The 24,073-nt window shown below is 21.8% G+C and carries 27 protein-coding genes and 1 tRNA gene; 11 read left to right on the forward strand and 17 right to left on the reverse strand.

Going from position 1 to position 24,073, the window contains the following annotated elements:
- Positions 1-6 precede the first annotated feature (6 nt).
- Positions 7-522: a dihydrofolate reductase gene (locus H0H41_RS00945; protein WP_185872381.1), complete on the forward strand. Its 516-nt coding sequence runs from the start codon at positions 7-9 to the stop codon at positions 520-522.
- A gap of 9 nt (positions 523-531) precedes the next feature.
- On the opposite strand, the gene H0H41_RS00950 is transcribed toward H0H41_RS00945, so the two are convergent.
- Positions 532-1,182: a bifunctional nuclease family protein gene (locus H0H41_RS00950; RefSeq protein WP_185872382.1), complete on the reverse strand. Its 651-nt coding sequence runs from the start codon at positions 1,180-1,182 to the stop codon at positions 532-534.
- 171 nt (positions 1,183-1,353) lie between these two features.
- Between H0H41_RS00950 and H0H41_RS00955 the strand changes: the two genes are divergently transcribed.
- Together H0H41_RS00955 and H0H41_RS00960 are read left to right on the forward strand one after the other, a co-directional pair.
- Positions 1,354-2,067, forward strand: a complete 714-nt coding sequence (locus tag H0H41_RS00955) for a hypothetical protein (RefSeq protein ID WP_185872383.1) — start codon at positions 1,354-1,356, stop codon at positions 2,065-2,067.
- A gap of 87 nt (positions 2,068-2,154) precedes the next feature.
- Positions 2,155-3,135 (forward strand): pyruvate dehydrogenase complex E1 component subunit beta, encoded by a 981-nt coding sequence (locus H0H41_RS00960; RefSeq protein ID WP_185872384.1) that lies wholly within the window; start codon positions 2,155-2,157, stop codon positions 3,133-3,135.
- 14 nt (positions 3,136-3,149) lie between these two features.
- Here the strand turns inward: H0H41_RS00960 and metF are convergent, their stop codons facing one another.
- Together metF and serS are read right to left on the reverse strand one after the other, a co-directional pair.
- On the reverse strand, positions 3,150-4,112 hold the full coding sequence (gene metF / locus H0H41_RS00965) for a methylenetetrahydrofolate reductase [NAD(P)H] (RefSeq protein ID WP_185872385.1): 963 nt from the start codon (positions 4,110-4,112) through the stop codon (positions 3,150-3,152).
- Between the two features lie 46 nt (positions 4,113-4,158).
- Positions 4,159-5,433, reverse strand: a complete 1,275-nt coding sequence (gene serS, locus H0H41_RS00970; protein WP_185872386.1) for a serine--tRNA ligase — start codon at positions 5,431-5,433, stop codon at positions 4,159-4,161.
- Between the two features lie 101 nt (positions 5,434-5,534).
- Between serS and rsmA the strand changes: the two genes are divergently transcribed.
- From rsmA to H0H41_RS00985, 3 genes are read left to right on the forward strand one after another with little or no spacing between them, the layout of a single operon-like run.
- Positions 5,535-6,305: a 16S rRNA (adenine(1518)-N(6)/adenine(1519)-N(6))-dimethyltransferase RsmA gene (rsmA, locus tag H0H41_RS00975; protein WP_185872500.1), complete on the forward strand. Its 771-nt coding sequence runs from the start codon at positions 5,535-5,537 to the stop codon at positions 6,303-6,305.
- A complete protein-coding gene (locus tag H0H41_RS00980; protein WP_185872387.1) occupies positions 6,302-7,192 on the forward strand; it encodes a bifunctional 5,10-methylenetetrahydrofolate dehydrogenase/5,10-methenyltetrahydrofolate cyclohydrolase in 891 nt (296 codons plus the stop codon). The genes rsmA and H0H41_RS00980 overlap by 4 nt, the downstream gene beginning before the upstream one ends.
- Positions 7,179-7,790 (forward strand): 7-carboxy-7-deazaguanine synthase QueE, encoded by a 612-nt coding sequence (locus H0H41_RS00985; protein WP_185872388.1) that lies wholly within the window; start codon positions 7,179-7,181, stop codon positions 7,788-7,790. The genes H0H41_RS00980 and H0H41_RS00985 overlap by 14 nt, the downstream gene beginning before the upstream one ends.
- A 3-nt stretch (positions 7,791-7,793) precedes the next feature.
- Here H0H41_RS00985 and hisIE read toward each other — a convergent pair whose 3' ends face one another.
- From hisIE to hisG, 8 genes are read right to left on the reverse strand one after another with little or no spacing between them, the layout of a single operon-like run.
- Positions 7,794-8,417: a bifunctional phosphoribosyl-AMP cyclohydrolase/phosphoribosyl-ATP diphosphatase HisIE gene (gene hisIE, locus H0H41_RS00990; RefSeq protein WP_185872389.1), complete on the reverse strand. Its 624-nt coding sequence runs from the start codon at positions 8,415-8,417 to the stop codon at positions 7,794-7,796.
- A gap of 1 nt (position 8,418) precedes the next feature.
- Complete coding sequence (gene hisF, locus H0H41_RS00995; RefSeq protein ID WP_185872390.1) at positions 8,419-9,180, reverse strand: imidazole glycerol phosphate synthase subunit HisF; 762 nt, start codon at positions 9,178-9,180, stop codon at positions 8,419-8,421.
- Positions 9,181-9,182: 2 nt separating this feature from the next.
- Positions 9,183-9,917: a 1-(5-phosphoribosyl)-5-[(5-phosphoribosylamino)methylideneamino]imidazole-4-carboxamide isomerase gene (gene hisA / locus H0H41_RS01000; RefSeq protein WP_185872502.1), complete on the reverse strand. Its 735-nt coding sequence runs from the start codon at positions 9,915-9,917 to the stop codon at positions 9,183-9,185.
- Between the two features lie 16 nt (positions 9,918-9,933).
- Positions 9,934-10,524 carry an imidazole glycerol phosphate synthase subunit HisH gene (gene hisH, locus H0H41_RS01005; protein WP_185872391.1) on the reverse strand — a complete coding sequence of 197 codons (591 nt, stop codon included), beginning with the start codon at positions 10,522-10,524 and terminating at the stop codon, positions 9,934-9,936.
- A 20-nt stretch (positions 10,525-10,544) separates the two neighbouring features.
- On the reverse strand, positions 10,545-11,714 hold the full coding sequence (gene hisB, locus H0H41_RS01010) for a bifunctional histidinol-phosphatase/imidazoleglycerol-phosphate dehydratase HisB (protein WP_185872392.1): 1,170 nt from the start codon (positions 11,712-11,714) through the stop codon (positions 10,545-10,547).
- Entirely contained in the window at positions 11,714-12,832 is a 1,119-nt protein-coding gene (gene hisC, locus H0H41_RS01015) for a histidinol-phosphate transaminase (protein ID WP_223843734.1), read from the reverse strand. The genes hisB and hisC overlap by 1 nt, the downstream gene beginning before the upstream one ends.
- Position 12,833: 1 nt before the next feature.
- Complete coding sequence (gene hisD / locus H0H41_RS01020) at positions 12,834-14,135, reverse strand: histidinol dehydrogenase (protein ID WP_185872394.1); 1,302 nt, start codon at positions 14,133-14,135, stop codon at positions 12,834-12,836.
- Between the two features lie 7 nt (positions 14,136-14,142).
- A complete protein-coding gene (gene hisG / locus H0H41_RS01025) occupies positions 14,143-15,000 on the reverse strand; it encodes an ATP phosphoribosyltransferase (RefSeq protein ID WP_185872395.1) in 858 nt (285 codons plus the stop codon).
- Positions 15,001-15,135: 135 nt separating this feature from the next.
- On the opposite strand from hisG, the gene H0H41_RS01030 reads away from it, so the two are divergent.
- Positions 15,136-15,897 carry an exodeoxyribonuclease III gene (locus tag H0H41_RS01030; RefSeq protein WP_185872396.1) on the forward strand — a complete coding sequence of 254 codons (762 nt, stop codon included), beginning with the start codon at positions 15,136-15,138 and terminating at the stop codon, positions 15,895-15,897.
- A gap of 22 nt (positions 15,898-15,919) precedes the next feature.
- Here the strand turns inward: H0H41_RS01030 and H0H41_RS01035 are convergent.
- A tRNA-Lys gene (locus H0H41_RS01035) sits at positions 15,920-15,992 on the reverse strand.
- Between the two features lie 66 nt (positions 15,993-16,058).
- Here H0H41_RS01035 and H0H41_RS01040 point away from each other — a divergent pair.
- The 4 genes from H0H41_RS01040 (at position 16,059) to H0H41_RS01055 (ending at position 19,705) form a co-directional block, all read left to right on the forward strand.
- The gene (locus H0H41_RS01040) at positions 16,059-16,574 is read left to right on the forward strand and encodes a shikimate kinase (RefSeq protein WP_185872397.1); all 516 of its coding nucleotides are present in this window, start codon (positions 16,059-16,061) and stop codon (positions 16,572-16,574) included.
- Positions 16,571-17,917, forward strand: a complete 1,347-nt coding sequence (gene tilS / locus H0H41_RS01045; protein ID WP_185872398.1) for a tRNA lysidine(34) synthetase TilS — start codon at positions 16,571-16,573, stop codon at positions 17,915-17,917. Before H0H41_RS01040 ends, tilS begins: the two co-directional genes overlap by 4 nt.
- 73 nt (positions 17,918-17,990) lie before the next feature.
- Positions 17,991-19,058 (forward strand): 3-phosphoserine/phosphohydroxythreonine transaminase, encoded by a 1,068-nt coding sequence (gene serC / locus H0H41_RS01050; RefSeq protein ID WP_185872399.1) that lies wholly within the window; start codon positions 17,991-17,993, stop codon positions 19,056-19,058.
- Positions 19,055-19,705 carry a YggS family pyridoxal phosphate-dependent enzyme gene (locus H0H41_RS01055; RefSeq protein WP_185872400.1) on the forward strand — a complete coding sequence of 217 codons (651 nt, stop codon included), beginning with the start codon at positions 19,055-19,057 and terminating at the stop codon, positions 19,703-19,705. The genes serC and H0H41_RS01055 overlap by 4 nt, the downstream gene beginning before the upstream one ends.
- Here the strand turns inward: H0H41_RS01055 and trpA are convergent.
- The 5 genes from trpA to trpD are packed head-to-tail and all read right to left on the reverse strand — an operon-like array spanning position 19,695 to position 24,072.
- Entirely contained in the window at positions 19,695-20,468 is a 774-nt protein-coding gene (trpA, locus tag H0H41_RS01060) for a tryptophan synthase subunit alpha (RefSeq protein WP_185872503.1), read from the reverse strand. The genes H0H41_RS01055 and trpA overlap by 11 nt on opposite strands.
- Entirely contained in the window at positions 20,461-21,660 is a 1,200-nt protein-coding gene (trpB, locus tag H0H41_RS01065) for a tryptophan synthase subunit beta (protein ID WP_185872401.1), read from the reverse strand. Before trpB ends, trpA begins: the two co-directional genes overlap by 8 nt.
- Positions 21,657-22,283 (reverse strand): phosphoribosylanthranilate isomerase, encoded by a 627-nt coding sequence (gene trpF / locus H0H41_RS01070; protein ID WP_185872402.1) that lies wholly within the window; start codon positions 22,281-22,283, stop codon positions 21,657-21,659. The genes trpB and trpF overlap by 4 nt, the downstream gene beginning before the upstream one ends.
- The gene (gene trpC / locus H0H41_RS01075) at positions 22,280-23,071 is read right to left on the reverse strand and encodes an indole-3-glycerol phosphate synthase TrpC (protein ID WP_185872403.1); all 792 of its coding nucleotides are present in this window, start codon (positions 23,069-23,071) and stop codon (positions 22,280-22,282) included. Before trpC ends, trpF begins: the two co-directional genes overlap by 4 nt.
- Positions 23,068-24,072, reverse strand: coding sequence for an anthranilate phosphoribosyltransferase (gene trpD / locus H0H41_RS01080; RefSeq protein WP_185872404.1), 1,005 nt, complete (start codon positions 24,070-24,072; stop codon positions 23,068-23,070). The genes trpC and trpD overlap by 4 nt, the downstream gene beginning before the upstream one ends.
- Position 24,073: the final 1 nt, after the last annotated feature.

Consider the following 24,073-nt stretch of genomic DNA (forward strand, 5'->3'; position numbering starts at 1 on the left):
GAAATAATGACGAAAATTATTTTAATTGCATCTGTTTCAAAAAACGGATTTATAGGAAAAAATAATCAATTAATGTGGAATTTACCTAATGATTTAAAACGTTTTAAAAATTTAACAATAGGAGAAACAATTTTAATGGGGAGAAAAACTTTTGAATCTATTGGAAGAATACTTCCAAAAAGAATAAATATTATATTAACAAAAAATAAAATAAATTTCATAAAATCATTACATTTCAAACATATAAAAAATAAAAATAATATGAAAATTTTTTCATCTATTGAACAGATAAATAATTTAAAAAATAAAAGAATATTTATAATAGGAGGAGAAAAAATATATTATTCTACAATTGAAAAAGCGCATACAATAGAACTAACATTAGTTCATAAAAAATTTTATGGAGATACACGATTCCCAAAAATAAATACAAAAAAATGGAAAAAAATATACGAATATTTTTATAATAAAGATAAATATCATTTATATAATTATAGTTTTATCAAATTCGAAAGAATTTAAAAAAAATAATTATTCTCTTCTATCTAATTCTTTTTTAATTTTTGCTGCGAGCTCGTAACATTCATTTACTACTGCGTGATTTAAAAGAGTATTTAAATCCCTTTCTGTCATTTTTTCTAAATCTTTTTGACTTTGTTCTTTTTTAAAAAAAATAAAACCACCATTTTCTATTCCTTCTTCAAAAGATTCATTTTCTTTATCAATAGGAAATCCATTTTCAAAATAAATACCAGCTTTATCAAATATTTCTTTTGTTGTATAAATAGGAGCTTGAAATCGAACAGCTAAAGCTACAGCATCTGATGTTTTTGAATCTATTTTATGTTCTATTTTTTTTTCTCCTTCTATTATATTTTTATAAGTATCTTCAAATTCAAATAAAATATAAGAAAAAAATATTCCATTAATTAATTTATATATTACAACTGCTTTTAATTTTATATGAAATACTTTTGCAAAAGTAATAAATAAATCATGCGTAAAAGATCTAGATAGATCTTTTTTACCTAAAGCAGAAGCAATAGATTGAGCTTGTAAACTTTCTATAATAATAGGAAGTTTTATTCTTCCAGATTCTTCTTCAAGTAATAAAACATATATTCCAGATTGTATTTGACTTAAGGATATTCCTCTTATAGTTAATCTAATGAATTGATCCATAGGAAAATTAAATTTTAGAATAAATCTTACCATTATAACTAAATATCCTAAACTTAAAAGGACATTTTTGTTTTTTTCATTTGTTCATTATAATGATAATATATATAAAATTCTTCTTATATGTAAGAATTTTTTTTATATATTTATTAACAATATTTAAATTTTTTTATTATGAAAACTTCTATGAAATTTTTTATTCCAACAATTTTTCTCACATTAGGATTTATTTTCTCCTGTAATGACGATGTGAGTTCCGTTGGAAAAGAAAATTCTGACGTGAATACGACTAATGTCGAAAAAACGTCTTCTATTCCTCCTAATCCGACTACTGCTTCTTCCTCTTCTCAGCCTAATCCAAAAATTGAATCTCACACAAATTCCTCCGAAACTCCTCCTGATACTACTGAATCATCCGAAAATAATCCACAAGAAATAGAGATAATACCTTATGAATTATCCCAAAAACTACAAGAAGTAGGAAGTAAAATAAAAGAATTAGAAAAAGAAAGTAAAAAACATTATGATGAATATTATCAAATGGTGGACCTTCAAAAAGGAATATTAAATGAAATAGTACAGAAAAAAATAATGATGAGATCTCATACTAATGGATCATTAGAACAAATAAAAGCTCAAAAAGAACTTGATGATCAAAAAAAATTAGGAAAAGAAAAATTACAAATATTAAAGGAAAAAAATATTCTTTTGAATAAATTGATAAAATCAATAACAAAAATAAAAAATGAAAGGCTTGCCTTACAAAAACAAAAAGAAGATTATTTAAATAATCAAAAAGAACAAAAAGAAAAAGAACAAAAAGAAAAAGAACAAAAAGAAAAAGAACAAAAAGAAAAAGAACAAAAAGAAAAAGAACAAAAAAACTAATTAATATTTTATTACAACGGAAAAGAAAAATTTTTCTTTTCCGTTGTTTTTTTCTAATTGTATATTATTTTTAGAAAAAAATATTTTATGAAAGAAAAAACTTTTCGTGAAGTTATAGCAGAAGCTATGAGTGAAGAAATGAGAAGAGACAAAACAGTTTATCTCATGGGAGAAGAAGTTGCTCAATATAATGGGGCTTATAAAGCATCTAAAGGAATGCTAAAGGAATTTGGACCAAAAAGAATTATTGATACTCCTATATCAGAATTAGGATTTTCTGGAATAGGAATTGGTTCTGCTATGAATGGATGTAGACCTATTATTGAATTTATGACTTTTAATTTTTCTTTAGTTGCTATGGATCAAATTATTAATAATGCATCAAAAATTCGTTATATGAGTGGAGGTCAATGGAATATTCCTATTGTTTTTAGAGGACCAACTGGTTCTGCAGGTCAATTAGGAGCTACACATTCTCAATCTTTTGAGAGTTGGTATGCTAGCTGCCCTGGATTAAAAGTTATTATTCCATGTAATCCTTATGACGCTAAAGGACTTTTAAAATCTGCAATAAGAGATAATAACCCAGTAATTTTTATGGAATCAGAACAAATGTATGGAGATAAAATGATGATTCCAGAAAAAGAATATATTTTACCTATCGGAAAAGCAGACATAAAAAAAGAAGGAACTGATATTAGTTTAGTTTCTTTTGGAAAAATTATGAAAATGGCTTTAAATATAGCTAACAAATTAGATAGAGAAAATATTAGTGTAGAAGTTATAGATATACGTACTATACGTCCATTAGATTATGAATCTATACTTTTTTCTGTAAAAAAAACTAATCGATTAATTATTTTAGAAGAATCATGGCCATTTTCATCCATTTCTTCTGAAATTTCATATTTTATACAAAAAAAAGCATTTGATTATCTTGATGCTCCTATTAATAGAATAACTTTATTAGATACTCCAGCTCCTTATGCTTCAAATTTAATAAAAGATTGGTTTCCAAATGAAGAAAAAATAATAAATGCTATCAAAAAAACTCTTTATATAATTTAAAAAATTATTAAAATTTAATAAATAGATTGAACAATTTTATAAATATTTTCTGGTCTATCCATAGTATAATAATGAATAATTTCTACTCCAGAATTTTTTAATTCTTTAGATTGATGAATTGCCCACTCAATTCCAATATTAGATACAACTTTTTTATCTTTTGCTTTTTCAATTTCTTTCACTAATTCATTAGGAATATTTAAATAAAAACGAGAAGGAAGGCTATTTAATTGATTTTTTGAAGAAATAGGTTTTATACCTGGTATAATAGGAACAGAAATTCCTTCTGATCTACATTTCTTAACAAAAGAAAAATATTTTTTATTGTCAAAAAACATTTGAGTTACAATATAATCAGCTCCTGCTTCTACTTTTTTTTTTAGAAAAAATAAATCACTTTCAATATTTGGAGCTTCTAAATGTTTTTCTGGATATCCTGCTACTCCAATACAAAAATCAAATAATGGATATTCTTTTTTTTCAACAAAAGTTTTATCTAAGTATTTTCCTCTATTTAAATCTTTAACTTGTTGAACAAGTTCTATTGCATATTTATGTCCATCTTTTTTTGCAAAAAAGTTATTTTCCGATTTTAAAGGATCTCCTCTTAAAACTAAAACATTATCTATACCCAAAAAATTTAAATCTATTAAAGCATTCTCCGTCATTTGTTTATTAAATCCACCACAAATAAGGTGTGGTACTGCATCTACTCCATATTTATTCATAATAGCAGCACAAATTCCTACAGTTCCTGGACGTCTTGAAATTTTTCTTCTTTGTAATAATCCATTATCTTTTTCGACATAAATAAATTCTTCTCTATGATAAGTGACATCAATAAAAGGAGGATTAAATTCCATTAAAGGGTCTAAAGTATAAAAAATATTTTTAATATCATTTCCTCTTAAAGGAGGTAATATTTCAAAAGAAAATAAAGTTTTTTTTGTTTTAAAAATATGCTCAATAACTTTCATAAACTTTCATAATACATAATATAAAAAAACTTTTATTTTTTGGATCTTATTTAATATGATCAAATTTAGTATAAGGAATCAAAACTTTAGGAATATTAATTTTATTTTCAGTTTGATTATTTTCTAATAAAGCAGCCATAATGCGTGGTAATGCTAAAGAACTACCATTAAGTGTATGACAATATTTTATATTTCCTGTAATTGTTTTATATCTTAAATTTAATCTATTAGATTGAAAATCTTTACAATTAGAAATTGAACTTACTTCTAACCATTTTTTTTGTGCTATAGAATATACTTCAAAATCATAAGTGATAGAAGATGAAAATCCAAGATCATATCCATTTAAACAAATAATACGAAATGGTAAATCTAAAGATTGTAAAATACTTTTGACATGTAAAATCATTTCTTCTAAAGAAAAAAAAGATGAATCTTGTGTAGTAATTTGAATAATTTCAACTTTTTCAAATTGATGCAACCTATTTAACCCTCTGACTTTTAATCCATAAGATCCAGCCTCTCTTCTAAAACAAGAAGTATAAGTAGTAGATTTAATAGGAAGATCTTTATATAAAAAGATTTTATTTCTATAACAATTCATAATAGGAATTTCTCCAGTAGGAATCAGATAAAGATTATCTTTTTCTATAAAATACATTTGATTTTCTTTATCTGGAATTTGTCCCGTATAATATCCAGATTTATTATTAATTAAATAAGGTAAACTATACTCTTTATAAGAAGCTTGTATATTTTTATCTAAAAAATATTGAATTAAACTTCTTTGTAATTTTGCTGCTTTTCCTATATAAACTAAAAAACCTGGACCACATATTTCTGTTCCTAATTTAGTATCAAATAAATAAAATTTTTTAGATAACTCCCAATGTGTAAGAGGTTTTTCAATATTACAATGAATTTTTTCTTTTTGAAAAATAATTTCATTTTTTTTTAAATTATTTTTTACTTTTTCATCAGGAATATTAGGAATTTTATTTAATTTTTCCTCTAAAATTTGAATAATTCTTTTTAATTTAAAATTAATATTTTTCTTTTCCTTTTTAAAAAAAAGAGATTTTTCTTTTAAAGATTTTATTTGAATATCTTTATTTATTTTATTAAGATTTATAATTTTTCCTATTTCTTTAGAAACTAAATTTTCTTTTTCTAATATTTTATTTAATACTTTTTGAGCTATTTTTTTTTTTTTATATAAAGTTAGTATTTCATCTACTATATGTAGTTTTTGAAAATTTCGTTTTTTTAATCCTAATAAAATTTTTTCTCTATTTTTTTGTATAAAAAAAGCTTTAAACATAGAAAAAATTAAAATATTAAAATAATAATTATCACAAATTTATGATCTAAATAAAGATACGAATAATATTTTCTATATTTGTATAATATGTAAATGCATAAATATTAAATATAATTAAAAATAAATTTGATCAATATTTTTTAAAAGATAAAAATTTAGCAAAAAAAATTGTAAAAAATCTTTCCTTTCAAAATTATGATACAATAGTAGAAATAGGTCCTGGATTAGGAATTTTAACTAAATATTTATTAAATAATTATAATAATAATGTTTTTTTAATAGAAATTGATAAAAAATTAATTTCTTTTTTAAGAAAAAATTTTTCTATTTCTAAAAACAGAATTATTCATAAAGATTTTTTAAAATGGAACCCTGAAGAAATTCAATTACATAATTTTGCAATTATTGGTAATTTTCCTTATAATATTTCTTCTAAAATATTATTTCATATATTAAAATACAATCAATATATACAAGAATGTATTGGTATGTTTCAAAAAGAAGTAGTGAAACGTATTATATCTGATAAAGGAAATAAAAATTATGGAATTTTATCAGTTTTAATTCAAACATTTTATGATGTAAAATATCTTTTTACTGTAAATAAAAAAGTTTTTTCACCTATGCCAAATGTAAAATCTGCTGTTTTTTCTTTAAAAAAGAAAAAAGATATTCTTTATTGTAATAAGAATTTATTATTTCAATGTGTAAAAATTGCTTTTAATCAAAGAAGAAAAAAATTAAAAAATTCTTTACAATTATTTCACCATCTTCCAAATTTTTATAAAATACCGTTTTTAAATAAAAGAGCAGAAGAATTATCTGTAAAAGAATTCCTTCAATTAACAAAAGAAATAGAAATTAGGAAATGACTAAATTATTAAATGGAAATGAATTAGCATTAGAAATAAAAAAAGAAATTTATGATGAAATAAAAAAGAAAATTATAAATAAAAAAAAACGTATTCCACATCTTGGAATTATATTAACAGGAAATAATAAATCTAGTATCACATATGTAAATAGTAAAATAAAAGAATGTAAAAATATTGGAATTCAATCTTCTTTAGTTCATTTACCAGTAGGATGTTTAGAAACAAAATTATTAGAAGAAATTCATAAAATGAATAAAAATCCATTAATAGATGGTTTTATTGTTCAATTACCTCTTGAAAAACATATTAATCATAATAAAATAATTATGTCTATTGATCCAAAAAAAGATGTAGATGGATTTCATCCTGAAAATTTTGGAAAAATGGCTTTAAATATGAAAGCATTTTTTCCTGCAACTGCATTAGGAATATTAACTCTTTTAGAAAAGAATAAAATTCAAATATATGGAAAATATACTGTAGTAATTGGAAGAAGTAATATAGTCGGAAGACCTATTAGTATTTTAATGAGTCAAAAAAATAATTTTAAAATTGGAAATAGTACAGTAACATTAACTCATAGTTATACACCAAATATAGAAAATTATACAAAAAAAGCTGATATAATCATAGTAGCAGTTGGAATTCCAAAATTTATTAAAAAAAATATGATTAAAAAAGGATCTATTATTATAGATGTAGGAATAAATAGTAAAAAAAATGATAAAAAAATAGTAGGAGATGTAGATTTTGATAATATTTATGGAAAAGCATCATATATTACTCCTGTTCCAGGTGGAATAGGACCTATGACTCGTGTCATGTTATTAAAAAATACTTTAATAGCTGCATTGAATAATAGAAAAATAAATGAAAAAAATTAATTTCCCCATAAAAGAATCGTTTTATTCTATTCAAGGAGAAGGATATTATTATGGAATAGCTGCTTATTTTATTCGTTTTGAAGGATGCAATATAAAATGTGATTGGTGTGATACTAAAGAAAGCTGGAAAATAAAAAAAAATGATTTTATTTCAATTCATAAAATTATTAATAATATTAATAATTATACAGTTAAAAACATTATAATTACAGGAGGAGAACCTATGATGTGGAATTTATATCCTTTAACAAAAATTCTTAAAAAAAAAGGATATCGTATTCATGTTGAAACATCAGGATTTTATCCTATAAAAGAAAAATATATAGATTGGATAACTATTTCTCCTAAAAAAATAAAACCACCTTTAAAAGAAAATTATAAAAAAACTAATGAACTAAAAATAGTTATTTCTAATGAAAAGGATTTTCTTTTTGCAGAAGAACAAGCTATTCATGTAATGAATACTAATTGTTTTCTATTTTTACAACCTGAATGGACTAATTTTTTTAAAATATTTCCCAAAATAATTTTTTATATAAAAAAAAATCCAAAATGGAGAATTTCTCTTCAAATACATAAAATGTTAAATATTCCTTAATTTTTATTCAAAATGTCTTTTTTTTAAAATATTGAGAACATCTTGTATAGAAAAACCTTTTTTATATAAAAGAATAAGGTAATGAAAAAATAAATCTGCGGATTCATTTAAAAATAAATTTTTATTATTGTCTTTAGATTCAATAATTAATTCTACAGCTTCTTCTCCTAATTTTTGAGATATTTTATTAATTCCTTTTTTATATAATTGATATATATAAGAATTTTTCTTTTTTTTATCTATTCTATTAAAAATTAAATATTCTAAATAAAATAAAAAATTTTTTTTATTAATTTCTTTCCAACAAGTATCTGTTCCTTTATGACAAACCGGTCCTGCAGGTTCTACTTTAATTAATAAAGTATCTTCATCACAATCTATTAATATTTCTTTAATAAAAAGATAATTTTTACTAATTTCTCCTTTAGTCCATAATCTTTTTTTAGATCTACTATAAAAAGTAACTTTTTTTTCATGAATACTTTTTTGATAAGCTTCTTGATTCATATAACCTAACATTAATACTTTATCAGTTTTTACATCTTGAATAATAACAGGAATTAAATCAAATTTTAAATTATTGATAATTTTTTCTTGAAAAAATTCTTTTTTTATCAAATTAATCATATTATATTGTTATTCTTACAGGAATATGAAATTTTTTTAAATAATATTTAAGATTTGGAATTTCTATTTCTTTATAATGAAATATACTGGCAGCTAAAGCAGCATCTGCTTTTCCAATTTTAAATATTTTATAAAAATCTTCTAATTTTCCAGCACCACCTGAAGCAATAACTGGAATAGAAATATTTTCTGATATTTTTTTAGTAATATCTAAAGCAAATCCATTTTTTGTTCCATCATGATTCATTGAAGTTAATAATATTTCTCCTGCTCCTCTATTAGAAGCTTCTTTTGCCCAATCTAATGTTTTTATTTTAGTAGGAATTCTTCCACCATTTAAATATACCCACCATTCATTTTTTTCATATTTTGTATCTATAGCTAATACAATACATTGACTTCCAAATCTTTTAGAAAAATTTTCTAAAAGATTTGGATCTTTAAAAGCAGCAGTATTAATAGATATTTTATCTGCTCCTGCAGATAATAATAATTCAACATCCTCTTCTTCTCTAATACCTCCACCAACCGTAAAAGGAATATTAATATGACTAGAAATATCTTTTACTAAGCTAGTTAATGTTTTACGTTTTTCATTTGTAGCAGTAATATCTAAAAAAATCAATTCATCTGCACCTTGTTTTGCATACCAACAAACTAATTTAATTGGATCTCCAGCATCTTTTAAATGTTGAAAATTAACACCTTTTACTGTTCTTCTATTTTTAATATCTAAACAAGGTATAATTCGTTTAGCTAACATATTTAATTATTATTATTTTTTTTTTCCCAATTTATAAGTTCTAATAATGATATTTTTTTTTCATATATAGCTTTTCCAATAATGACTCCTTTACATCCTAAATTTGATAATTTATTTATATCTTCTATATTTCTAATTCCTCCACTTGCTATAAATTCAATATTAGGAAATTTTTGAATAATTTTTTTATATAAAGAAAAAGATGGTCCAGACATAATTCCATCTTTAGATATATCCGTACAGAAAATTTTTTTTATTCCATGATTATTTTTTTCTTTTAAAAAATCAAAAAATGGAATATCAAAAAATTTTGTCCATCCATTAGTTGCAATTTTATTATTTTTTATATCTACTCCTAATAAAATTTTTTCTTTTCCGTAAATATGAATCCACTTTTTTAAAAGAATTGGTTTTTTGACAGCAATACTTCCAATAGTTGCCATATGTCCTCCATTATCAAATACAGCACGTATATCATCTTCAGTATGAATTCCACCTCCAAAATCTATAATTAAATGTGTATTTTTTGCTATTTTTTCTAAAATTTTCCAATGTACCACTTTTCCTTTTTTTGCTCCGTCTAAATCTACTAAATGAAGTCGAGATATTCCATTATTTTCTAAAAAATAAGCCATTTCTAGTGGATCATTATTATAAATTTTTTTTTTTTTAAAATCACCTTGTATTAAACGGACACATTTTCCATCAATTAAATCTATAGCTACTATAATATTCATCATAAATTATTGTATTTTACAATCGTATAAAATTTTCTAATATCTTATGTCCTACATAAGAAGATTTTTCTGGATGAAATTGTACAGCATAAAAATTATTTTTTTGTAATGCAGAACTATAAGAAATTATATATTCTGTTTTTGATATTGTATATTTTCCCAAAGGGACATAATAACTATGAACAAAATATTGATAACTTTCATTTGGAATATTTTCAAATAAAGGACCTTTTAGATTATGAATAGTGTTCCAACCTATTTGAGGTATTTTATCATTTTTATTATTTGATTGAAATTTTTTAACTAATAAATCAAAAATTCCTATACATGTAGTACTTCTTTCTTCTGAAGACTTACAAAGTAATTGCATTCCTAAACATATTCCTAATATAGGTTGTTTTAATTTAGATAAAAGTATATCCAATTTTTTTTCTTTTAAATGTTTCATAGCACAATTAGCCTCTCCAACTCCTGGTAAAATAATTTTTTCTGCATTTTTAATAGATTCTAAAGAATCTGTAACTATAGCTTGTACTCCTATTCTTTCTAAAGAAAAAAGGACCGACTGTACATTTCCAGCTGGATATTTTATGATAATTGTTTTCATAATTTTTGATTAAAAAATTTTTATAATATTCCTTTAGAACTAGGTATTTGATTATTATAATCATTTTTTTTTATTGCCATTTTAATAGATTTTGCAAAACATTTAAAAATAGATTCTATTTTATGATGTTCATTTTTCCCTGTAGAATGAATATATAAATTACATTTTGCAGATAAAGAAAAAGATTTAAAAAAATGATAAAACATTTCGGTAGGAACTTTTCCTATTTTCTCTCTAAAAAATTTTACTTTCCATATTAGTTGACTTCTACCTCCAAGATCTAATGCTACTGTAGACAAACTATCATCCATAGGAATTAAATAAAACCCATAACGTTCTATTCCTTTTTTATTATTTTCTAAAGATTGATTAAATATTTCTCCAAAAGCAATACCAGTATCTTCTATTGTATGGTGTTCATCTACATAAAGATCTCCTTTTGTTTGAATATTTATATCGATAGAACTATGTAATGCTATTTGTTGTAAAAGATGATCAAAAAATCCAAGACCTGTTTGTATATGAGATCGTCCTTTACCATTTAATAAAATAGATATTTTAATATTAGTTTCTAATGTAGTACGTTTATATATTAATTTTTTATTAGAAATAGAAGATAAATATTCATAAATATTTTTCCAATTATCTGTTTTTAAAGATATTATTTTTTTTAAACTTTTTTCATCTATAATCGAATAATAATTTTTTTCTTCTTTTGTTAAATTTTTAAAATTATTATTTTCTTTGATCCATATAGATTTACATCCTAAATTTTTAGCAAGTAATACATCATTTAATCTATCTCCAATAACAAAAGATTTAGAAATATTATATAAATCAGACTGTAAATAATTAATAAGCATTCCTATTTCAGGTTTTCTAGTAGAAGATTTTTCTTCTGGAAAAGTTTTATCTATATGAACAGAAGAAAAATTTATTCCTTCTGTTTTTAGAACATTTAAAATATGATTATGAATAGGCCAAAATATTTTTTCAGGAAAATTATTTGTTCCTAATCCATCTTGATTGGTCACCATTACTAAATCATAATTCAATTCTTGTACTATTTTTGATAAAAAAAATATAACTTTTGGATAAAAATTAACTTTTTCAATACTATCAATTTGATATGTAGGAATATTTTCTTTTATAATAGTACCATCTCTATCAATGAACAATATTTTTTTCATTACATTTTTATTTTTTGTATAGAATATTTTTTAATTTGATCTATTAAATATTCATTTTCTTCGTGAGTCCCTACTGTAATTCTTAAACAATTATTACACATAATAATTTTTGATCGATCTCTAATTATAATTTTTTTTTTTATTAAATATTGATAAAGATGTTTTGAACAAAAATTAATTTTTGTTTTTATTAATAAAAAATTAGCAGAACTAGGATATACTTTTTGTATAATAGAAATTTTTTTTAATGACTCTTCTATATATTTTCTTTCTAAAAGAATATTTTTTAAATGATAAAAAAATAAATCTTTATTTTCAAGAGCTTTAATTGCTATTTTTTGAGATTGAATACTAATATTATATGGATGTTTAATTTTATTCATCCATTGAATAATATCTTCAGAAGCAATAGCTATTCCTATTCTTAATCCTGCTAATCCCCAAGACTTAGAAAGTGTTTGTATTATAATTAAATTAGGATATTTATCAATTTCCATAGAAAATGATTTTTGATTGGAAAAATCAATATAAGCTTCATCTAAAACAACAATTCCTGTAAATTTTTTTATAATGTATTCAATATCTTTTTTTTTTATATCGTTACCTGTAGGATTATTTGGAGAACAAATAAAAATAATTTTATTATTTTTAGTACTAAAAATAAATTTTTCTATTTTTTCTAAATTTAATTGATATTTATGCTCTGTAAGAGAAATTTTAATTATATCTACTCCATGAATTTTTCCACTTACTTCATACATACCATAAGTAGGAGGAAAAATTATAGCATGATCTATTTCTGGACGAGAAAAAATACGATAAATTAAATCAATAATTTCATCACTTCCATTTCCTAAAAATATTTTAGATGTAGAGATATTTTTTAAATTAGAAATTTTTTCTTTTAATTCTTTTTGTAAAGGATCTGGATATCTATTATAAGAATTTAAAAAAGATAAAGGAGATCCAAAAGAATTTTCATTAGCATCTAAAAAAATAGAATTTTTTTCTTTATCATGTTCTATTCTTGCGGATATATAAGGATCTAATTTTAAAATATTATCTCTTATTAAAGAAGATAAATCAAAATTTGAAAAATCTTTATTATTATTATTCATGTTAAAATTCATTTTTTAATCGAATATTAATGGATTTTTTATGTGCTATTAATCCTTCTTCGGAAGATAAAATATTTACACATTCTGATAAATTTTTCAATCCTTCCTTAGATATTTTTTGAAAAGTTATTTTTTTAATAAAACTATCTATAGATAATCCACTATAAGATTTTGCATGTCCATCTGTTGGTAATACATGGTTTGTTCCAGAAGCATAATCACCAATACTTACTGGAGAATAATTTCCTAAAAAAACAGATCCTGCATTAATTACTTTTTTACTCCAAAAAAAAGAATCTTTACAATTAATAATAAGATGTTCTGGTGCTATTTTATTTATTAAATTCATACATTTTTCTAAAGAAGAAAAAATAACTATTTTACTTTTTTTTAAAGATTTTTCAATAATATTTTTTTTTTCTAAAATATGAAAAAATTGTTTTTTTAATTCTTTTTGTACTTTTTCTATCCAAAATTTATTATTTATTGTTACTAAAAGAGTATAGCTTTCTGGATCATGTTCAGATTGAGATAATAAATCAGCTGCAACATATTTTGGATTTGCTTTTTCATCCGCCATAATAACAACTTCTGAAGGTCCTGCAGGTATATCAATAGATACAATTCCTTTTTGAGATACAATTTGTTTAGCTTTTGTAACATAAGAATTTCCTGGTCCAAATATTTTATATACAGAAGGAATACTTTCTGTTCCATAAGTCATAGCAGCAATGGCTTGTACTCCTCCTACTTTATATATTTTTGTTATTCCAACATATTGAGCTGTATATAATATAGATGGATGAATTTTTCCATTTTTATTAGGAGGTGTACATAAAATAATATTTTTACATCCTACTAATTTTGCTGGTATTCCTAACATTAATACAGTGGATAATAAAGGAGCAGATCCTCCTGGGATATAAAAACCTATTTTTTCTATTGGAATAGACTTTCTCCAACAAAAAACTCCTGGTAAAATTTCTATTTTAGATTCTTTATGTATTTGATTTTTATGAAATAATTTTATATTTTCATATGCAATTTTTATAGATTTTTTCAAAGAATTTGAAATTATCATATTTGCTTTTTGCAAATCATCTTCTGTTATTTGAATATCTGTTATATTAACATGATCATATTTTATTGTATAATTTTTTACAGCCGTATCTCCATAATTTTTTACATTATCAATGATAGAAGCAACTAAATCTGTTAATTGATTATCTTTTTTAAAAGATCTATTTAAAATAAAATTACAGATTTTATCTGTAGGATTAATATACACTGGGATCATATCCATATTAAATTTATAGTATAATTTTTTCTATTGGTAATACTAATATATCTTGCGCTCCAAGTGCTTTTAAATTTTCTATAATTCCCCAAAAATCATTTTCATTTACTACTGAATGAACAGAACTACATTTTGAATTAGCTAAAGGAAGAACAACTGGACTTTTAATTCCTGGAAGATAAGATATTATTTTTTCTAATCGTTCATTAGCAACATTTAATAAAATATATTTATTATTTTTTGCTTTTTTTACAGCTCTAATTCTAAATAATAATTTATCCATAATTATATTTTGTGGAGCTCCTAAATGTAAATGTGAAGCTAATACAGCTTCAGATTGAAGTACGGTTTCTACTTCTTTTAAACCATTCATAAAAAGTGTAGAACCACTACTAACCAAATCACAAATACAATCAGCTAAACCTATTCCAGGAGCAATTTCTACTGCTCCAGATATTTCATGAATTTCTGCATTAATATATCTTTTTTTAAAAAATTCCTTTACTAAAAAAGGATAACTTGTTGCAATTCTTTTTCCATTTAAATCTTTTATATTATTATAAAATAAAGATTTAGGAACTGCTATAGAAAGTCTACATTTTCCAAAACCTAAAGTCTCTTTTATTTTTATTTTTTTTCTTTTTTCCAAAAGAACATTTTTTCCTACAATTCCTATATCAGCTACTCCATCTTCTAAATATTGAGGTATATCATCATCTCTTAAAAAAAGAATTTCTAACGGAAAATTAAGAGCCGTTGTTTTTAATTTATCTATACCAATATTAACTTCAATGCTGCAGTCTTTTAGCAACTTGATAGAGTCATCATAAAGACGCCCTGATTTTTGAATAGCTATTTTAAGTTTATCCATAAGGGAAAAAATAACAAAAGCTTACAATTGTAAGCTTTTTAATAGTAGATTAAATTAATGCATTACAGCAAATATAAAAACTATTTTGAATATTTTATAATTAATTAAATTGATTAATTAATATAACAAATTTAAATGAAAATTATTAGCTATAATATAAATGGAATTAGATCTGGAATTAATAAAGGATTATTAGATTGGATTCAAAAAAAAGATCCATATATTTTATGTATACAAGAAATAAAAGCTTTTCCAGAACAAATAAATACTAATATTTTTGATAAATTAGGATATAACCATTATTGGTACCCTTCTATAAAAAAAGGATATAGTGGTGTATGTATTTTATGTAAAGAAAAACCTATTCATGTAGAATATGGAATAGGATTCAATTCTATTGATCAAGAAGGAAGAGTCTTACGTATAGATTTAAAAAAAATATCAGTAGTGAATATTTATCTTCCTTCAGGAAATAATATGAAAAAAAGATTAAATTTTAAATTTCTTTTTATGAAAGAATTTTTTTTATATATAAAAAAAATAATAAACACATTTAATAATCTTATTATTTGTGGTGATTATAACATTTGTCATCATGAAATAGATATTTATGATCCTATTAAATATCAAAAAATTTCCGGTTTCTTGCCAGAAGAAAGAATATGGATGACTAACTTTATGAAGTTAGGATTTATAGATAGTTTCAGAAATTTTATTAAAGAAAAACATCATTATAGTTGGTGGAATTATCGTTATAATTCTAGAATAAATAATCATGGTTGGAGAATTGATTATATTATGGTTAGTAATTTTTTAGAAGAAAAAATTAAGAATGCTTATTTATTATCAAATGTTAAATTTTCTGATCATTGTCCTTCTGTATTAGAGATTTTTTGAAAAAAAAAGATAATAAAAAAAATGACCTGACTGGGATTCGAACCCAGGACCCTTACATTAAAAGTGTAATGCTCTACCAGCTGAGCTATCAGGTCATTAGTATTAATTAATTAAAATAATATTCATTGAATAAACAAATATACTATAAATTTATTTTTTTTATGAAAATCACTTTAATAGGGTATATGGGATGTGGAAAAACGACTATAGGAAAAATATTATCTCAAAAAATAAATTTAAATTTTTATGATTTAGATTCTATTCTTGTTAAAAGTAAAAAAGATTCTATTTATAACATTTTTAAAAAAAAAGGAGAACTTTCTTTTAGAAGAATAGAACATTTAATATTAAAAAAATTTTTAAAAAATAAAGATAAATATATTTTATCTGTTGGAGGTGGAACTCCTTGTTTTTATAATAATATTTATTTACTTAATAAATATTCAAAAACATTTTATTTAAATACGAATAGTTATACTTTATTTAAGAGGTTATCTTTAGAAAAAAAAACAAGACCTTTAATTTCTAATTTTTCTAAAAATGAATTATTTAAATTTATTATGAAACATTTATTACAAAGAATTTATTTTTATGAAAAATCTTTTGAAAAAATTAATGTAAATAAAAAATCTAAAAATGATATAGTTAAAGAAATTATAAAATATATTAAAAAATGAAAATATATAATTATGATCATATTTTTATAGAAAAAATAAAAAAATATTTTTCATTTCAAAAAAAAAAAAAAATATGTGTTGCTGTAAGTGGAGGACTAGATAGTATGGTACTCATTAATTTATTACTTAATATTTCTAATCTAGAATTAGAAGTAGCTCATTGTAATTTTACATTAAGAAATAGAGAATCTGATGAAGATGAAATTTTTATAAAAGATTTTTGTATAAAAAATAATATTATATGTCATATTAAAAAATTTGATACTTTAAATTTTTCTAAAAAAAATAAGTTATCCATACAAATGGCAGCTAGAAAACTTAGATATAATTGGTTTATTAAATTATTAAAAATTAATTTATATGAGTATATAGTATTAGGACATCATCTTAATGATTCTATAGAAACTTTTTTTATTAATATTTTAAGAGGAACTGGAATTAAAGGTCTTTTAGGAATTCCTAAAAAAAATGAAAAATTTATACGACCTCTTTCTGATTTTACTAAAGAAGAAATTTTACATTATGCTAAAATAAAAAATATAAAATGGCGTTCTGATAGTAGTAATCAAGAAACTAAATATTTACGAAATAAAATTCGTTTAATTTTAACTAAATTTTCTTCTTTTTCATCTTTTTTTTATAAAGGATTTCGAAAAACTATAAACTATCTTCATGATGAAAATTTTTTAATAGAAGAAAAAATAAAAAAAGTATATCACGAAATAACAATGGAGAAAAAAAATAATCCATTTATTTGGAAAATAAAGTGTAATAAAATAGAAAAATTGCATCCTTTATCTTTTTATTTATTTAAATTATTTTCTCCATATGGTTTTAATAATATAAATAATTTAAAATATTTGATTGATGCACAATCTGGAAAACAACTTATATCAAAAAAATATCGTATTATTAAAAATAGAAATAATTTAATTTTAATTTCTCATAAATTTTTATTAAAAAATAAAGATAAAAATTATATAATACCGAATATAAAAAACATTAATCAAATATCCTTACCAATTAATATTCATTTTTTTTTAAATATAAAAGAAGGAGAAAAAGATAAAAATAAAATTTTTTTGATAGATTTGGAAAAAATTCAATTTCCATTATTATTAAGAACATGGAGGAAAGGAGATTTTTTTTTTCCATTTAAAATGAAAGGGAAAAAAAAATTAAGTAAATATTATAAAGAAAAAAAATTTTCTCTTTTAGAAAAAGAACAAACATGGTTATTAATTAATGGTAATGGTGATATTATTTTAATTGTAGGAAATCGTTTAGACGATAGATTTAAAATAAGAAAAAAAACAAAAAAAATATTAGGAATAAAAATATAAAATTAAGTTATTTGATCTTATAAATTTATAAAGTATTTTTTTTTAATTTTAAAAAGAATTAGTTATTCTATTTATGATAATACATAATTTCAATGCTGGTCCTTCTATTTTACCTAAAGAAGTTATTATAAAATCGGCTCAATCTGTAATTGATTTTAATGGTTCTGGTTTATCTTTACTTGAAATTTCTCATCGAAGTATAGATTTTTTAGAAATAATAGAAAAAACTACTTGTTTAGTCAAACGAGTTATGAACTTAAATGATGATTACGCTATTTTATTTCTTCAAGGAGGAGCTACATTGCAATTTTCAATGGTTCCATATAATTTAATGGACAAAGAAGCTGCTTATTTAGATACAGGATTTTGGTCCATTAATGCTATTAAAGAAGCTAAAAAATTTGGAAAAGTAAATATTTTATTTTCTGGAAAAGAAAATCAATATACATATATATTAAAAAATTATAAAATTCCACATAATGTCGATTATTTTCATTGTACATCTAATAATACAATTGTTGGAACACAAATGAAAATTTTTCCTAAAACATCTGTTCCAATAATTTGTGATATGTCTTCTGATATTTTTAGTAGAAAATTAAATTTTTATCAATTTAGTTTAATTTATGCTTCTGCTCAAAAAAATGTAAGTTCTGCTGGAATGACTATTGTAATAATTAAAAAAAATATTTTAAAGACAACTAAAAAAAATATTCCTTCTTATATGGATTATCAAATTCATATACAAAATAAAAGTATTTTAAATACTCCAAATGTTTTTTCTATTTATACTTCTATGTTAACTTTAGAATGGATAGAAAATAAAGGAGGACTTTCTATTTTAGAAAAAGAAAATAAAAATAAAGCTAAATTATTATATGATGAAATAGATAAAAATAGTTTATTTGAAAATAAAATACATAAAGAAGATCGTTCTAATATGAATGTCTCATTTTTTTTAAAGGAAAAAAAATTGGAAAAAGAATTTAATAAAATGTGGAAAAAAGAAAACATTATTGGATTAGATGGACATAGATTTTTTGGAGGATATAGAGCAAGTATATATAATGCTCTTCCATTAAAAAGTGTTCAATTTTTAATTGAAATTATGAAAGAATTTGAAAGAAAATTTTCATCATGATAAAAAATAGATTTTTTTCTATAAAAAAATTAATTCCAAAAAATGTAAAAATTTTAGCAGTATCTAAAAGTCAAGATATTTATTCTATAAAAAAATTATACAAATTAGGACAAAGAGATTTTGGAGAAAATTATATTCAAGAAATAATAAAAAAATATAAAAATTTACCAAAAGATATTCGTTGGCATATGATTGGAAGAATACAAAATAATAAATTAAAGTATATAATACCTTTTATTTATTTAATTCACAGTGTTCAAAATTTAAAACAAATTCAAATAATAAATAAAATTGCGTTAAAATATAATAAAATTATTAATTGTCTTTTACAAATTAAAATTTCATCCGAAAAAAGTAAATCTGGAATAACTGATCAAGAAGCTTATAAAATATTAGAAAATAAAATTTATCAATCTATGAATAATGTAAAAATAATAGGTTTAATGGGTATTGCTTCTTTTCAAGAACTATCAAAAATACAGAAAGAATTTTCATATTTACATTCGTTATATAATGAATATAAAAAAAAATATAAGCATTATATACTTTCTATGGGTATGAGTAGAGATTATCATATAGCAATAAAATATGGAAGTAATATTATTAGATTAGGAACTTTTCTTTTTGGAAAAAAATCTAATTTATAATCGATTTTATATATTTTTTAATACTTTCTTCTAATTGATTTTTATTTAATGATTGAATAAAAGAACTTCCAATAATTGCTCCATTTGCGTATTGACATGAAAAATCAAAAGTTTTTTTATTATTTATACCAAAACCAATTAATTTAGGAATATTTATAGATAATTTTTTTATACGTTCAAAAAAAGATATTTGTTTTTTTCCAAAAAAATCATCAAATTTTCCTGTTATAGAATTAGAAGAAACTAAATATAAGAAACCATCAGTTAATTTACTTAATAAAGTAACTCTATCTGAATCTGTTTGTGGAGTAATTAAAAATATCATTGATAATAAATATTTTTTTAATAAATTTTGATATTTTTTTATAAAAATATCTATAGGGAGATCTGGAATAATTAATCCAGAAATTCCTGATTGTTCACATTTTTTTAAAAATTTTTTTTCTCCAAACTTATAAAATTGATTATAATATCCCATAAGAATAATAGGAATTTTTATTTTATTTTTATATTGTTGAAGTTGTGAAAATAATAAAGAAAGATTCATTCCATTATTTAATGATATTTTATTACTATTTTGAATAATTACACCATCCGCTAAAGGATCAGAATAAGGTATTCCTATTTCTATTAAATCAACAGGTAAATTTTGTAATATTTTTATTATTTTAATTGTACTATTTATATTTGGAAATCCAGCTGTAAAATAAATGCATAATATTTTTTTATTTTTATTTATAAATAAATTATGTATTTTATTCATTTTCATTATTATATAATTTTTTAAAAAATTTTTCATAAATCTTAATATCTTTATCCCCTCTTCCAGATAGAGTTATCACAACAATATCCTCTTTTTTAAAAGATATTTTTTTTAATACTGCTAATGCATGAGAACTTTCTAAAGCAGGAATGATTCCTTCCAACCGTGTTAGTTCATATCCAGCTTGTAAAGCTTCTTCATCTGTTGATGATAAAAAATTAACACGTTTTTTGACAAAAAGATTAGCAAACATAGGTCCTATCCCAGGATAATCTAATCCTGGAGATATAGAATAAGCAGGAATAACTTGACCATCTGTATTTTGTAAAAGCATAGTCATACTTCCATGTAATATTCCTTGAGATCCACAATGAATAGTTGCAGCTGTTTTTTTTGTATTGATACCTAATCCTGCTGCTTCTACGGCAATAAGATTCACAGAATCATTATCTAAAAAATAATAAAAAGATCCAGCTGCATTACTTCCTCCACCTATACAAGAAATTACATAATTAGGAAAATAAGATTCTTCTTTTTCTTTTAATTGCATTTTAATTTCTTCACTAATAATAGATTGAATATCTGCAACCATTTGAGGATAAGGATGAGGGCCCACTGTAGAACCAATTAAATAATAATATTCTGGATGATTTATCCAATAACGAATAGCTTCATTTACTGCATCTTTTAAAGTTTTATCTCCACTACAAACAGGAATAATTTCAGCTCCAAGAGATTTTATTCTAAGAACATTAGAATACTGACGTTGTATATCCATTTCTCCCATAAAAATAATACATTTTAAATCCATTAATGCACAAGCAGTAGCAGTAGCTACTCCATGTTGACCAGCTCCTGTTTCAGCAATAATTTTTTTTTTACCTAATTTTTTTGCTAATAATGATTGACCTATAGCATTATTAATTTTATGTGATCCTGTATAATTTAAATCTTCTCTTTTAAAATAAATTTTAGCTTTATATTTTTCAGAATATTTTTTACAAAAAAATAAAGGAGTAGGTCTTCCCACATAATCTTTTAATATTTCTTTATACAATTTTTGAAATTCAAAACTTGTAATAAATTTTTTATATTTATTTTGTAATTCTGTTATATTATAATATAACATTTCAGGAATAAAAGCTCCACCAAATTCTCCATAATACCCATTGTTATCAACAAAATACTTCATAATCTTCTTATTTTTTTTATAAATGGATTTAATAAGATACTATCTTTTTTTCCTGGTAAAATTTCAAATTTACTATTAAGATCAATTCCAAACATTTTTGAATGTGAAAAATTTTTAATTTTATCAAAATCTTTTATACCAATTCCTCCACTTAAAAAAAATGGAATTTTAAAATTATATTCATAAAGTTTTTCCCAACAAAATTTTTTTCCGCTTCCTCCATAATAAATTGTATTATTATCAAATAAAAAATAAGTACAAAAAGGAACATAATCTATAGTTTTTTTAAAAGAAAAAAAATTATCTATTCTAAAAGCTTTAATTAATTTTAATTTATTTTTAAATAATTTTTCACAATAAAAAGGATTTTCTGTCCCATGTAATTGAACAAAATCAAATTTATTTTTTTTATTTATTTCTAATAATTTTTTTTCTTCTTCATTTACAAAAACTCCAATTTTCAATATACCTTTTTTTAATTCTGGAATAATAAAATCATAACCTACAAATCTAGGAGAATTAGGATAAAATATAAATCCCATAAAATCAGGTAATAAATTAGAAATTTTTTGTATATGAAATTTTATTCCACATATTTTAATTTTTAATAATTTACTATTCATAGTACATTTTGTAATAAAGATTTTATTAACTTTTTACAAGTTCCACCAGGATCCTTTTTTTTCATAAAATATTCCCCAATTAAAAAACCTTGAAATCCTTGTTTTTTTAACTCTAAAATACGATTTACATTACTAATTCCACTTTCTGCTATTTTTATATAATTATTAGGAATTTTGGAAAATAATTTAAAACAATTATTATAATTGATAATAAAAGTTTGTAAATTTCTATTATTAATACCTACAATATCTATATATTCTGATATTTTATCAATATCGAATTCATTATGAATTTCAATAATAACTTCTAAATTAATACTTTTTGCAAGTTTTGAAAAATTTTTAATTTGATTTTTAGAAAGTATATTAGCAATTAATAAAATAACATCAGATCCTATAGATTTAGATTCTATAATTTGATATTCATCTATAATAAAATCTTTCCTTAATATAGGAATAGAAACTAAAGAACGTGATTTTTCTAAATCTTCATTTTTTCCAGAAAAAAATTTCTTATCTGTAAGAATTGATATTCCACTGACTCCTGATAATTCATAATCTTTAACTACTTTTTCTACTGAAACTGTATTATTTATAATTCCTTTAGATGGAGATTTTAATTTAAATTCTGCAATAATTCCAGTTTTTTTTTTTTTTAAATTTTTAACTAATGAAAAAGTTTTTCTTTCAAAAAGAAAACATTTTTCTAATTTTTTTATAGAATGTACTATTTTATTATTATGCACTTCTTTTTTTTTGAAAAAAACTATTTTTTCAAGAAAATTCATAAGCTCAATAATTTTTTGAGAATATTTTTTGCTTTTCCACTTTTTAAGGATTGTTTTGCTTTATTATAATTATTTTCAAAACTATCTTTATTGAGTAAGCTTAACGCAAATGTAGCATTTATTAAAACAACTTCATTTTGAAATAAAGTACCTTCTCCAGATAAAACACTAATAAACATACGAATATTTTCTTTTATATTTTTTCCTCCTTTTAATTCATATGGATTTATTTTTATTTTATTTTTTCCTATTTTTAATAATTTTTCCACAGAAAATAATCTTTCACCTTTTGTAGAATAATATTTAACATCATTCGTTAATGTTATTTCATCATAACCATCTAAACTATGAATAATAGCATAATTATTTTGTATATTTTTTTGATACATATAATAATAAATTCTAGCAATTTCTAAATTAGAAACTCCTAATAATTGATTTTTTGGTTCTACTGGATTAATTAACGGACCAAGTGTATTAAAAATAGTTCTAATACCTAATTCTTTTCTCGTTTTAGATATCATATTTAAAACGGGATGAAACATAGGTGCATGTAAATAACAAATTCCAACTTTTTCTAATTGATTTTTTAAATTTTCTTCTTTATTTGTAAAATTATATCCTAAACCTTTTAATAAATTGGAAGATCCAGATATTGATGAAGAACTAAAACTACCATGTTTAATAACTTTTTCTCCTGCTCCTGCTACTATAAAACATGCTAAAGTAGAAATATTAAAAGTATTTTTTTTATCCCCACCTGTTCCTACTATATCAATAGCATTAAATTCTTTTAAATTTATTTTTATACATAATTCCATTAATGCTTGTCTAAATCCTATTATTTCTTCTAAAGTAGGTGTTCTCATATTATATATAGTAGATATAGCTACTATATGAGTTTCATTAATTTTTCCTTTTGATAATTCTATAATAATATTTTTAGCCTCTTGTTTTGTTAAAGATTTTTCTAAAAAAAGATTTTCTAATATTTTTTTCATT

The sequence above is a fragment of the Blattabacterium cuenoti genome (assembly GCF_014252255.1).
GTDB classification, from domain to species: domain Bacteria; phylum Bacteroidota; class Bacteroidia; order Flavobacteriales; family Blattabacteriaceae; genus Blattabacterium; species Blattabacterium cuenoti_J.